The organism is Myroides odoratus, assembly GCF_001549985.1.
GTDB lineage: Bacteria > Bacteroidota > Bacteroidia > Flavobacteriales > Flavobacteriaceae > Flavobacterium > Flavobacterium odoratum_A.
In genome coordinates this window covers 42,674-55,707 of record NZ_LROZ01000019.1, presented here as the reverse complement: position 1 = coordinate 55,707, position 13,034 = coordinate 42,674, and the positions used below count along the sequence as shown (strand labels likewise).

9 protein-coding genes are annotated in these 13,034 nt (G+C 38.0%); 2 read left to right on the top strand and 7 right to left on the bottom strand.

Annotation, left to right across the window (positions count from 1 at the left end; translation table 11 throughout):
* Positions 1-45: 45 nt before the first annotated feature.
* The 7 genes from AWV75_RS15625 to AWV75_RS15595 all read right to left on the bottom strand — a co-directional run bounded on the left by AWV75_RS15625 (position 46) and on the right by AWV75_RS15595 (position 10,745).
* Complete coding sequence (locus AWV75_RS15625) at positions 46-1,728, bottom strand: RluA family pseudouridine synthase (protein ID WP_060875248.1); 1,683 nt, start codon at positions 1,726-1,728, stop codon at positions 46-48.
* A 209-nt stretch (positions 1,729-1,937) separates the two neighbouring features.
* Positions 1,938-3,632 carry a BACON domain-containing protein gene (locus AWV75_RS15620; protein ID WP_060875247.1) on the bottom strand — a complete coding sequence of 565 codons (1,695 nt, stop codon included), beginning with the start codon at positions 3,630-3,632 and terminating at the stop codon, positions 1,938-1,940.
* Between the two features lie 2 nt (positions 3,633-3,634).
* Complete coding sequence (locus AWV75_RS15615) at positions 3,635-4,555, bottom strand: phosphodiester glycosidase family protein (protein ID WP_060875246.1); 921 nt, start codon at positions 4,553-4,555, stop codon at positions 3,635-3,637.
* Positions 4,555-5,817 (bottom strand): RagB/SusD family nutrient uptake outer membrane protein, encoded by a 1,263-nt coding sequence (locus AWV75_RS15610; RefSeq protein ID WP_060875245.1) that lies wholly within the window; start codon positions 5,815-5,817, stop codon positions 4,555-4,557. The genes AWV75_RS15615 and AWV75_RS15610 overlap by 1 nt, the downstream gene beginning before the upstream one ends.
* A gap of 12 nt (positions 5,818-5,829) precedes the next feature.
* Entirely contained in the window at positions 5,830-9,177 is a 3,348-nt protein-coding gene (locus tag AWV75_RS15605; RefSeq protein WP_060875244.1) for a SusC/RagA family TonB-linked outer membrane protein, read from the bottom strand.
* On the bottom strand, positions 9,161-10,090 hold the full coding sequence (locus tag AWV75_RS15600) for a FecR family protein (RefSeq protein WP_060875243.1): 930 nt from the start codon (positions 10,088-10,090) through the stop codon (positions 9,161-9,163). The genes AWV75_RS15605 and AWV75_RS15600 overlap by 17 nt, the downstream gene beginning before the upstream one ends.
* Before the next feature lie 79 nt (positions 10,091-10,169).
* Positions 10,170-10,745: a sigma-70 family RNA polymerase sigma factor gene (locus AWV75_RS15595; protein WP_060875242.1), complete on the bottom strand. Its 576-nt coding sequence runs from the start codon at positions 10,743-10,745 to the stop codon at positions 10,170-10,172.
* A gap of 176 nt (positions 10,746-10,921) precedes the next feature.
* Between AWV75_RS15595 and AWV75_RS15590 the strand changes: the two genes are divergently transcribed.
* Positions 10,922-11,494 carry a hypothetical protein gene (locus AWV75_RS15590; RefSeq protein WP_060875241.1) on the top strand — a complete coding sequence of 191 codons (573 nt, stop codon included), beginning with the start codon at positions 10,922-10,924 and terminating at the stop codon, positions 11,492-11,494.
* A 168-nt stretch (positions 11,495-11,662) separates the two neighbouring features.
* Positions 11,663-13,000: a signal recognition particle protein gene (gene ffh / locus AWV75_RS15585; RefSeq protein WP_060875240.1), complete on the top strand. Its 1,338-nt coding sequence runs from the start codon at positions 11,663-11,665 to the stop codon at positions 12,998-13,000.
* The last annotated feature ends 34 nt before the right edge of the window (positions 13,001-13,034 follow it).

Genomic DNA, 13,034 nt, shown 5'->3' with positions numbered 1-13,034 from the left:
TTACAACAAACCTCACAAAGCACAAACCTCACAAATCATTTCCTATCAAAATCCCTCTTTCACTTGGAAGCTAACTGTTTCTTGCGTTCTAGGGTGTTTGAACGTAATAGATTCAGCATGTAAAAACAAGCGGGTACCCTTTGTACCATATAAATCATCCCCTACAATAGGTGTGTTTAATCCCATCGGATGAGAAGCATGCATACGCAATTGATGGGTTCTACCTGTAATCGGATAAAAGTACACTTTGGTTTTTCCGTCTTTTCGTTCAATGACTACCCATTTGGTTTTAGCGGGTTTACCATGTTCAAAGCACACCATTTGACGCGGGCGATCTTCTAAATCGACGCGTAAAGGTAGATCGATGTACCCTTCATTCCCTTCTACAATTCCATCTAGTAAAGCCACATAGCGCTTGGTCACTGTTTTCTTGATAAACTGACTCTGCAAGGCTTTGTGTGCTTCTTTATTTTTGGCAATAATTAAAATACCAGAAGTCGCCATATCCAAACGATGTACAATAATAGGGCCTGTTGCTTTTGGGTAGCGTATTTTCATGCGTTCGTAAACGGAATCTTGAATATAAATCCCCGGAACACTGAGAAATTCCTCTGGTTTATTGACAATTGCGAGGTCCTCATCTTCATAGACAATTTCAATTGGACGTTGCAGTTCTGGGTTGACAAGCAGTGGATTGTCATCCACTGCTAATCCTTGTAACATATGTCCTAAGATGGGTTCACATTTACCGCGACAAGCAGGGTAGTAATGGAGGTGTTTGCGAATTTCCGATTTAGGAGATTCTCCCCACCAGAATTCAGCCATAGCCAGCGGTTTATATCCGTTGAGGTAAGCATATTGCAATAATTTTGGCGCCGCACAATCACCCGCTGCTGCAGGAGGCTGTTGAAGCGTTGTTTTTTCGAAAATATCGAGTAAATCTTGTTCCTCTTGGTTGTAATTGAGGAAGCGATACTGTTGAAAAAGCTGACGCTGTAAGGCATTCGATTTTTGCTTGCGCTCTTCTTTTAGACTGTTAATATGCAGGTCAAAATCGCAAATAAGCTGTTGAGTTGCTTCGATTTGTTCCTGCCAATAGGCCGTTAATACACGTAATTCATGTTTATCGCGTAAACTTTGCTTGATTAAATCCGCATTAAACGCTTCAAATTCAAGCGGATTAAGTTGGCTTTCTTGTTGTTCACGAAGTACTTTACGCTCGTTTTTCAATTGTTTGAGCAACTGTTTTTTATCCGTTATCGCTTTTTTCTCCGAGGCAATTTGTTGTTGAAGTAATTCTTTTGTGTGTTGATAGATGCTGTCTTTTTGTAGCGCTTCAATTTGTGCATTGATGGCGTTTAAGACCGCTTCTTCTTTTGTGAAGAAACTGTCTTTATTCCACAAGTCAAAGACTGGCGGAACAAATCCTTCCAGATGCGTAAACGAGCCCAATTTTCCTGAAAACCCACGTAAATAACCCAATTCCCCCGCTTGGTTTTCAACGACTAGTACACCAAACATTTTACCAGCAGGTAAACATTCGGAATTCACTGGGTCAAACAAAGGAGCAAGCAAAGCATGGGATTCCAGTTCGCGTTGTAACTCCTCACTTGCCATGATACTCAAAGGATGAGGCTCATAGTAAAATGGAAAAGTAAATTTCTCGGGTCTAGTAATTCGTGAAATATCAGCTTGAAATCGTTTAAAAGCTACATCAAGAGTCGACATGATTTTGAATTTGTATGTCGCACAAAATTACATATAAATTACAGAGGAGCAATTGGAATATTTGGAGGTACGAAAACGGTGATACCAAGAAGAGCCTTGAGTTGTATCCTTTTTTTGTAATCAAGGGAAAATCTAGTAAACCATAAAAGTAAAGCCATCCTATAGTTAGGATGGCTTTACATGATATAAGTGATAGAAAAAATAATCGGTTATAAGCGATAAGCGCCCATGGTATTGCTACCTGCTCTTGATTTGTTATTTAAATCAGAAGTAAATACATCAATTGGGATAGTAATACCTAATCTATTGCGCAGTTCCATTAATTCGGTTTCATTCATTCCTTTCGTTGCAATCGGACTAGCTGCACTACTCGGCATGAGTTGTAAAGGATTGGCAGTTTGGAGATCTTGAGTAGTAAAAGATCCAGACACTACATTTTCCTCCCCAAAGAGTTGAGGTTGTATAGCTGATTGAGTAACAGTTAAAGTACCTGCAGGATTGATTCCATTGTTATTGGCTGTACTAGGATTGTCAAACAACAAACTGTTATAGAGATAAACTGTATTGTTTGCTTGATTGTTAATGGCACCATATAATTTTTTGGATTCATTTCTGTACAAAGTGCTGTTAATCAAATGCAATACCGCACCATCATGTGTAGAAATTCCTCCTCCTTCTGTTGCGGTGTTGTTGTAAAAATAGGAATTGATGACCACCGATTTCGAATTTCCTCTGTGATAAAATCCTCCAGCATTGCTATTGGCTTGGTTATTTGTAACCGTTACATTGGTGAGGTTGATTTCCGAATTATTCAAGGTTTGGATTCCGCCAGATACACCACCTGCTTTGTTGAAAGAAACGTCAGTGAAAGATAGCTGCATCATGGAATTGTTGACGAAAATTCCACCCCCATTGGAGTTGCTGTTTAGTCCCACATTTTCGTTGATAACACTATGCGTAATTGTTACTGTACTTTTTTGTGTTGCGAAAATTCCCGCTGCATGACGTCCAGATTGGTTTTTAATTACTTTACAATTGTTCATTGTTACCGCAGATTCCATGATGATGATACCTGCTCCATGGTCTCGAGGAACGCTAAACCCTTTTACTGTTAAATTACTCGCTCCTGCATCTCCATTTCCTTCTGTGACAGTTAAATTTTCTAAAGTTACCGTTAAACCAGTTATTTTTTGAGCCAAAATCGTCAAAACATGTACACTTTGGTTCGCTCCAGAAAGAATCGTCTGTGCTTGAGGATTCGGTTTACTTCCCGCTGTAGCATCTTTGGGATAACCACCAATAAGCTTGATGTTGGCCTGAATCAAGAACGTTTTGTCCTTATCAGCTGTATCGAGAATTAGCTCATGTTTGCCAGGATAATGTATTCCCTCTGCAATATGAATGATATCATTATTGTTTAGAGCAAGTTGCAACGCTTGATTTAAGGTTGTCGCTTGTTCCCAACTACTTCCATCACCTGTACCATTTTCTTTTACATAGTAATGAGTATAAGTATCATCAAGACTTGCTTTATCCTGTTTAATCGTAATTTTTTCTTTGCTGTCATCCGTAATTTTAAGGGTCAATGATCCTACGCGATCTGCTAAAGCTAAATTCTTGTCGTAGGTAATTGTTATGGTATGCTTTCCAGCATCACCTCGAAGGAGGTTGGAAGCGATCCAATTGTCATTAGATTCTATGCGCCAAGGTAAGTTGGACTCAAAACTCACGGTTAGTTCTCCCTTTTCTTTGCTTACTTCAAAATCCTGTTGTGCCAGCGCTAAATTGGGATTCGTTGGGGTAAAACCATAGCGATTATCATCAGCACTACACCCGAAGAAGCAAAACAAAATCGCGGAGAGAAATCCTAACAGAAAGGTAGGTTTGATTGGCTGTGTCTTCATGTTTATTTTGTTTTTGTAATGATGATTCCGTTTCCAACTGCTCGTTCAATTCCTCCATTGTCAGAAGGTAGATTGCGGATAAGGAATTTATTAACAGCAAAATTAGGATTGATGAAGAAAGTTGAACTTCCTCCACCATCAAGATTTAAAGCTTTTTCGGCTCCAATGCTGCGCATAAAATCACCTAGATCTTCGTAATTCATCCCATTAGACCAAGTGTAGTTTCGACCATCTACAACCATCAACAGCAGTTGATTCTTATTCGTCATACCAACTGCAGTACGCGGGTGAATTTCCTTGTCAGTTTGTACAACGGTCTGTCCATTTTTAACCAACCAAACACCACCAGATACAGCTTGCTGAAGCTGATTGGCTTGCTGATCAAAGTTTGTTATTTCTTCTAAACTTACTTTGTTTTGTTTGTTTACTGCTAAATATCCTTCATTTCTAGCGGTATAGGAAGCTCTTAAAATCATTCCATTAAAAACGAATATACCTCTAGGAACACCAGTAGTCATATCGTAAAAATCGCCATTAACACCCCCTACAACCTCATAGTTGGGATTTAGTAATGCTGTTGCTTGTCCTGTCATGGGTTGCATCGCAAATTCAGGTTTATTGTGGGGCATAGAAGCCACGACAGATATTTGAGGATTGTTTAAATCAAGGGTGTAAACATAGGTTTTCATGGAATATCCTTTTGTAGCCAAATAGGATAATTCATTGACTTGAACTCCATTCGTTAGGGTATAGGTTGAATCCTTAAATATTTGTGCGATTAAATTGCTGTTTTGAACCAATTGGGTTCCCATTTCTGTTTTAGGAACTGCCTTATAGATAGTAAAGTTATCATCCGATTTTGTTTGACATGATACTTGAAAATGGATGAATAGACCGAATAATAATAGTTTTAGAGATTTCATTAGTAACCAGGATTAGGAGTTAATTTATCATTTAATTGTAGTTCACCACCAGGAATAGGTAGGAGATGTTGGTAGTTCAAAAGACCTAAGTATTTTGTAGCTGTATTGGTGCGTACATAATCGTAATACGCAAACCCTTCCGCTAAGAATTCTTTTCGTCTTTCTTCAAGTACAAGCGTTTGCATTTCTGCTGAAGAGGTGGGATGTACTTCAGGTAAACCTCTTGCAGTTCGAACGGCATTAAGTCGTTCCGCACCTAAAGTAAGAGAAGAAGCTTCCGCACTGATCAAATACATCTCGGCTATTCTCGAGATAATTACCGGATCTGTACCCGTTTGTCCACTTGGGTATTTGTTGATGCAATCTTGACCACCAAAAACACCAAAAGAAATAGCTCTTCGTTTATCTGTAGCGGTGATGAGTTCTAAAATTTCTTTGGAAGGAGCATATACATAACTTCCTTTATTTGGATGACCATAGTTGTAAAAAAGCGTACTTATGGTATTTGATGATTCAGGAGTTAGGTTTTCAAAAGCAAAAATAATTTCAGTATTTGCTTCTTTGCGAAAAATCTTTTCAAAAGTATCCAAAGCGTATTTGCCATTGGTGATGAGACTTTCTGCTAAGGTAGACGCTTCTTGCATTTTGTTTTGTGAAAGCATCACCCTTGCTTGTAGTGCTGTTACGGCATCTTGTGAAACGTAATAGTAACTTTTGGAAGTCGCTAAAAATTCTTTGGCAGCCACTAAATCTTTCTCGATTTGTTCCCAAACTAAGGCTTTCGGACTACGCACTGGTTTTTCTAGGGTGTTTTGAGTGAGTAAAGGAACATCCCCCCATCTTGTTACGAGACTATAATTGATATAGGCTCTAAAGTAATGTGCGGTACCTCTAACTCGACGGGTGTTTTCATCTAATGGAAGATCTTCGGCAATAGCAATGACATTATTTACTTGATAAAGTGCACTATAATAGCCTTTCCAACTGCTTACAATGATGCTGTTGAGTGGGTTTAAAGTATTGTTGATGACATCTTTGCTTGTTGTGCTAGATCCTTGTACGTTGCCACCAATAATATCATACATAATCCACGATTCTCTTTTGGGATCGTTTTGTACATTGTTATACATCCCATTTTCTAATGCTTTGAGATCATTTGGTGTAACGGCTTCTGGAGAAATTCCCGTTCTTGGGTATAGGTCTAACTCTTTGCTACAAGAAAAAAGAGTGAGACTGAGGCAGAATAATAGTATTTTTTTCATTTTGTTGTTCGATTAAAAGTTGACATTTAAACCAATAGAGAAGTTACGCGTAGGAGGAACGCCTAAGGCATCATTTCCATAAAAACGAGCATCTAAACTTGGACTTACACTAGGATCCCATCCCGAATACTTCGTCAATAGCAGTAGGTTCGTTCCTTGAACGTAAACGCGAAGCCCTTTGATTTTAAGGCGATCCAAGATTTTTTGATCAAAATTGTAACTCAGTGTTGCCGCTTGGATTTTGAAATAAGAACCATCTTCCAACCAACGATCTGAATTTCTATTGTTGTTGGTATCGCCCATTAATGCTCTTGGATAGCGATCAGTAGAACCAGGGCCAGTCCAACGGTTGTCATAGTATTCTTCCAAAATAGGAAAACGATCTCCTAGTTTACCTAGTACACCTGGTTTCCATCCTGCATATACATCATTGCCATAGGAGAAAGTCGTGAGGATATCGAATTGGAAATTCTTGTATCGGAAACTGTTGTTCCAACCACCAAAGAAATCGGGATTTGAACTGCCTATCACTTCTCGATCATTGTCGTTGATGATGTTGTTGCCATCTTTATCTCGCCATTTTACATCACCAGCGCGAACACCGCGTTCATATTGTTCTTGCGGGACTTCTCCGTCATATTGATAGATTCCTTCTTGGACAAATAAATAAAAGGCTCCAATGTCTTTGCCTACTTGTAAAGCGCGATTTCCACCAATGGATAAAGGTTCTCCTTTGTTGTCAATCAATTGGGTGATTTTGTTTTTATTCGTAGCAATATTGAAGTTAGATTGCCATTGAAAATCTCCGAATGTCAAATCTGTACCTAGAGCAATTTCAATTCCTTTGTTTTCCATAGAACCAATATTCGTTAAGATACTCGACATTCCAGAAGTGGCGTGAATAGGCATAGAGTAAAGTAAATTGTTGGTTTTCTTTTTATACATATCCAGGCTAAAGGTCAGCTGTCTATTGAAAAAAGCGACATCCATTCCAAAGTTCGTTTGGTTGGCCTTTTCCCAAGTCAAGGTATTATTCCCAAAACTAGAAACGGAAATACCACTTTCTAATCCATAATCATTGCCTCCAGAGAGTAACGATAAATACCCATAATTGTTGATGCCCTCTTGATTTCCGGTACTTCCGTAGCTCAATCTTAGTTTTGCATCAATCCCTACTTCTTGCATGAAATCCTCTTGGTCAATATTCCAACCTAAGGATACCGAGGGAAACCATCCCCAACGCGTATCAGGAGCAAATTTGGAAGAACCATCTGTACGAATGGAAGCATTCAGAATATACTTGCTCTGGTAGTCTAACGTAACCCTAGAAAAATAAGATTCCATCGCGTATTCTGTTACATATCCCGTTGCACCAGTAATTTCAGAAGCTACATTGATTACGTCAAACGAAGGAGATGGGAAACCACGTCCATCAATTCCCGTTGTATTATTTGTTACTTTTTGGAACGTATGACCAGCCATAGCCGTTAATCCAAAATCATTGAAATTTTGGTTATACGTTAAAATATTTTCTGTCTCTAGATTCAAAATCGTTCGTTTGGAGTCAACCAAACGACCTACTCCTGTACCATAGGGATGTTTTTCATTGTAGTACAAATAATCATAGGTGTAATTAAAGTCTGTATTGATGCTATTGCGGAATGTCAGATTAGGTAGAATTTTGATATCTGCATAGACATTTCCAATGTAGCGAAACAAGTCTAAATAGGTTTTTTGCTCGTTGAGGATTTGAATGGGATTGTGTCGAAGTAACTCCTCTGTACCTCCGATGTAGTAGTCTCCATTAGGTTTGTAAGGGCGGTCAAAAGGACGTTGTTCAATAGCTCGGGCTATAATTGTAGTTCCTAAATTAGGCCCAGGAACCTGATTATTGCGTACATAGGATAGGTTGTTATTCGTACCAATAGTCAACCAAGGAGTAACTTCAGTTTGAAGCTTTGTATTTAAGTTATAGCGTTTCATGCTGTTAGTCTTGATTACTCCATCTTGTTGTAAGTAAGAAGCACCAAGATAGTAGGTGGTCTTTTCGGAACCTCCAGAAAAAGATAAATCTACATCCGTAAATGTTCCGCGTTGTGTAATAACGTTTAGCCAATTGGTATCTGGTAGATTGCCGAAGGGATTGCTAATTGGACTCTTGTAGTCTTTATCGCCAACTTGTAAGTTGTATTGCTTGTTGTAGTTGGATACTCCTTCGTTGTATTGCGCAATATATTTTTCTGAATTCGTGATTTTTAACTTGTTTTTATTAGCAAATTCAGAGATTCCAGTATTGATATTAAAACGAACAGCACTGCTGTTTTTCTTTCCTGATTTTGTTGTAATTATAATAACTCCATTATTTGCACGAGAACCATAGATGGCAGCAGCGGCAGCGTCCTTTAGTACCTCAATTGACTCGATGTCTTTCATGTTGATGGTATTCAGTGAACTCATCCCTTCTCCCATATTAAACAATTCGGCAGAAGGATTATATAGCGGAATACCGTCAACCACATACAAGGGTTCATTACTCGCGCTAATTGAAGAAATTCCACGGATCGAAACGCGCTCGCCTGTTCCTAAGTTTCCAGAACTAGTATTGACATTTACACCGGCCATTTTGCCTTGTAGCAATTCAACGGGAGAAGCTACGGTACGCATATTTTCTTGGGTAACACTCATCTTATCAATAGCAGTGGTGACCAATCTTTTCTGTTGGGTACCGTATCCCACAATAATGATCTCATCTAAATCATTGGTGCTTTCTCCTAATTGGATGGTTAGGTTGTTTTTTGCTGCTACGACTTGTGATGTAAAACCCACAAAAGAGACTTGTAAATAATCTTGACCAGGAACTGCTTTGATGCTGAAGTTTCCATCGACATCACTCAACGTGCTCGCGGTTCCGTCTTGCACCTGAATAATTGCACCTGGTAAAGCTTCTCCAGTTGTATCAATGACTTTTCCTCTAATGGTTTGTGCCACTTGCTCTGTCACTTGTGTGCGTTGAGCTTCGCGTTTAAAAGAAATTAAATTGTTGTTGATGCGATAAGCTGTTGTTGTTTCTTTGGCAATGACATCCAATAAACGGTTGAGTTCTGTTGAGGTGTTTGCAAATGAAATAATCATATTTGTGTCGATCATTTCAGAAGAGAAAACAATCTTATATGAGGTTTGCTCTTCAATAGCTTTAAAAACATATCCGACATTGGTTTTCTTTGTAGCCAATACGATATTCATTGTTTTTGCACTGTCCATGCGATCTTGACTAAAAGCATAGTTGTATTGAGCACTTAAGAAAATAAAACAAGCGATATACAAGCGTATTCGCCTGCTCAATTTAGCGTTGTGAATCATGTGTGTTTGTTTCGTTTATAGTTATTAAATTGTTTTGATTGTTATAGCTTAAGTTGTTGATAAAGCAAAAACTATCCAGGATATCCTGTAAATTACTGTTGCGATAATCTCCAGTTATCTTGATGTGTTGAATGGCTTTGCTCTCAGATAAAATGATGATGTCAAATTCGCGTTCAATACTCGATTTCCAATGCGCAAAAGAGGCATTGACCATGTTTAACGATGGATTCCAAGAAGAGATGCGATCGTTTTGTGCATTGTACTTTTGAAGGTGTTGATTTTCAAAATGAGCAGATTCTTGAGGGAGAAGAATGACGTAATCTGTAGGGGTTTTCGTTTGCACTTTTACTTTTCCCGTGCGAACCTCAATAGCGGTAGAAGTTTTGTTTTCTGCTATAAGAAAGGATGTACCTAAAACGGAGGTTTCTAAATCTTTCGTTTGCACCGTAAAAGCGAGTAGTTTGTTTTTACTAATCGAAAAAAAAGCTTTTCCTTTCAGTTGAACTTGACGATCCGTTTGATTATACGAGCTAGAAATGGTCAATTCACTATGGGGGTATAGGGTGATTTTAGATTGATCGGCTAAGGTAATTAGTCGAGTATCCTCAGCTGACGTATAGGTTTGAGGAAACTCCGTTTGCAGATAGTATCCTAGGGGGCCCAGCAGTAGGATTAAAAAAACACCAATAACCCCTAGGTTTCGTCTCTTTTTTAAACGTCTCTTCTTGGCAGAAGATTGAGTGAGAATGGAGCGATATAAGGTGTTTTTGAGTGGAAGATTTTGCTGTACTTCTTCCAAAGAAATACCATCCTCTTGCATTTTGTGTACAAATGATTCAATGGCTTCATTTTCTTTAGATGAAGCTGAATCTTGTAAGTATTGTTGTAAAATGGTTTTGAACTTTTTTTCCATTGTTTTGGTCTTATATAGGAAAGAGCACAAAACAGGAGCATGCCCCCACGTAACCAAACAATACTAACGTTTTCTTAAATTACATTACAATTTGGTAATAATCCGAAATAGGGAAGAGGTAGAATAATAAAAAATAAAAATCTAACGAATAAGGTAGGGTTGATTTTAGTGTTTTTAATGCTTTGGAAATTTGATTCTCCACTGTACTTTCTGAGATTGCTAGTTTAGAGGCTATCTCTTTATAGCTTTGATGGCTGTAAAAGCGAAGATTAAAAATTTCCAAACATCGTTTAGGTAGTACTTCTTGGGCTTTGTTGTAAATTAATTGCAGCAATTGCTCCTTAAACAGGCTTTCCTCTTCATTGGTGAGTAATTCGTGTTCAGTTAAAACATGATACACAGACTCTAATTGTATGGTATTGAATGGAACTTTCTTGAGGTAATAGAGACTTTTGTTTTTTACGGCTGTAATTAGATACGCTTTAGCATTGTCAATGGCTAAGCTGTCATAGTTGTCCCAAATTGAAATAAAAACATCCTGAACAACATCCGAAGCTAAGGTTTGATCCCTTAAAATATTATACGAATATTGATAAAGCACATCCCAATGTAAATTGTAATAAGTGGTAATCCATTTGTCTTTTGCTGTATTCATACGAACAAGTTATTTTAGGCTAAAGTAAAGCTTGTAGTCTATTCTAATATTAAGCGAATATTAAAGCACCGTTATATAAACTGAGGCACATCAAAGAAGAAAAAGAAGAAAAAAGTAGGACGAATGGAAAGACAGTTGTAAAAAACAAGTTACCTTGTTGCTTTAAATAAAAAGGCATGAAAAATCCATCTACTTATGAGGCTCCTACGTATTTAGCTTCTGTTGTTACTTATGATACTCCATCGTATTTTCAAGAGAGGATTGACATTGAATGGCGTGGACAAATTCAATCTGCTACAGCAGGACGAACGTTTAACTTCTATTATTGTGGAACCTATGCAGAAGATATTAAGCTATTGGTGGATCAGGATGATTTTCCTGTTATGGTCTATGCCGAAGATGTGGAAACCAAAGAACGTATTTTACTTTTTGATTATGCCAAACACGGCTATGATGCAATGTTTTGTGATGAATACGAAGAGGAATTACTGGAGCAACGTCAGGATGAACTACAATTGTTGTGTTTACAAGGAGAAACAGAGTTTGAAGTTATCGTCTATGCGTATCACAATATTGATTACGAGGAAGAAATGGAGGAGTTTTTGAATGAGGACGGGGACATCACCTTGCTTTCGGGTGAACGAATTACACCAGAAGAATTGAAAAGCAATGGATTTGATTTTTTTGGAATTGACGTTATTCATTCATCAGGACAGCGACAAACAATTGTGGGGTTTGAATTGGCTTAAAGACATTTTAAGCCTAGGAAAACAAAGGAAATTACAAAACAAACAACAGAAGGGAAAAATTGATTTGGGATATTATTTTCAAAAAAGACCATTTTCCTGCTTTTGCTTTTTGTGACTTAACGAGTTATATAGTATCTTTGGCGCTTCAAAGTATTAAATAATACCGATATGTTTGATAATTTAAGCGATAAATTAGATAAAGCCTTTCATATTCTTAAGGGACATGGTAAAATTACCGAGGTAAACGTTGCAGATACCTTAAAAGAGGTGCGTAGAGCCCTTTTAGATGCCGACGTTAACTTTAAGATTGCCAAAGATTTTACGAATAAAGTAAAAGATAAAGCCTTAGGACAAGATGTATTGACTACGCTTCAACCAGGCCAATTGATGATTAAGATTGTCAAAGATGAACTTACTCAATTAATGGGAGGTGAAGCAGCTGGAATTAATCTATCGGGTAATCCATCTGTTATTTTGATGTCTGGTTTACAAGGATCTGGTAAAACAACCTTTTCTGGTAAATTGGCAAACTTCTTGCAAACAAAAAAGAATAAAAAACCGTTGTTAGTAGCGTGTGACGTATACCGTCCTGCGGCTATTAATCAGTTACACGTAGTTGGAGAACAATTAGGTGTTGAGGTATATTCAGAAGAAGGAAATAACAACCCTGTTCAAATTGCTGAAAACGCGATTAAACACGCAAAAGCAAAAGGATTCAACGTAGTTATTGTCGATACTGCAGGTCGTTTGGCTGTGGATGAAGAGATGATGACGGAGATTGCTAATATTCACAAAGCAATTACTCCACACGAAACATTATTCGTTGTGGATTCCATGACAGGACAAGATGCCGTAAATACAGCAAAAGCATTTAACGATCGTTTAAATTTTGATGGAGTAATCCTAACAAAGTTAGACGGGGATACACGTGGTGGAGCTGCCATTTCAATTAAGTCAGTAGTAAACAAACCAATTAAATTTATTGGTACAGGTGAGAAAATGGACGCAATTGACGTTTTCTACCCAGAGCGTATGGCTGACCGTATTTTGGGAATGGGAGACGTTATTTCCTTAGTAGAACGTGCACAAGCACAATACGACGAAGAGGAAGCGCGTAAAATCCAGAAGAAAATTGCGAAAAACGAATTCGGATTTGACGATTTCTTGACGCAAATTCAACAAGTGAAAAAAATGGGTAGCATGAAAGACTTAGTCGGGATGTTACCAGGCGTTGGAAAAGCATTGAAAGATGTGGAAATCGAAGACGACGCGTTCAAACACATCGAAGCGATTATTCACTCGATGACACCCAAAGAAAGAGCAACTCCTTCGGTTCTTGATGCAAAGCGAAAACAACGTATTGCCAAAGGATCAGGGACAGATATTCAACAGGTAAATCAATTGTTGAAACAGTTCGATCAAATGAGCAAGATGATGAAGATGATGCAGGGAGCAAAAGGAAAGAACTTGATGCGAATGATGGGACAAATGAAAGGAATGCAATAAGAATACAAAGAAGGTTTAAGGTTCAAAATGAAGT

Bases quoted from the DNA above. Each gene is read 5' to 3' on its own strand.
- AWV75_RS15620 (WP_060875247.1), bottom strand. From the start codon at position 3,632: ATGAAGACACAGCCAATCAAACCTACCTTTCTGTTAGGATTTCTCTCC.
- AWV75_RS15600 (WP_060875243.1), bottom strand. From the start codon at position 10,090: ATGGAAAAAAAGTTCAAAACCATTTTACAACAATACTTACAAGATTCA.
- AWV75_RS15625 (WP_060875248.1), bottom strand. From the start codon at position 1,728: ATGTCGACTCTTGATGTAGCTTTTAAACGATTTCAAGCTGATATTTCA.
- ffh (WP_060875240.1), top strand. From the start codon at position 11,663: ATGTTTGATAATTTAAGCGATAAATTAGATAAAGCCTTTCATATTCTT.
- AWV75_RS15605 (WP_060875244.1), bottom strand. From the start codon at position 9,177: ATGATTCACAACGCTAAATTGAGCAGGCGAATACGCTTGTATATCGCT.
- AWV75_RS15590 (WP_060875241.1), top strand. From the start codon at position 10,922: ATGAAAAATCCATCTACTTATGAGGCTCCTACGTATTTAGCTTCTGTT.
- AWV75_RS15615 (WP_060875246.1), bottom strand. From the start codon at position 4,555: ATGAAATCTCTAAAACTATTATTATTCGGTCTATTCATCCATTTTCAA.
- AWV75_RS15610 (WP_060875245.1), bottom strand. From the start codon at position 5,817: ATGAAAAAAATACTATTATTCTGCCTCAGTCTCACTCTTTTTTCTTGT.
- AWV75_RS15595 (WP_060875242.1), bottom strand. From the start codon at position 10,745: ATGAATACAGCAAAAGACAAATGGATTACCACTTATTACAATTTACAT.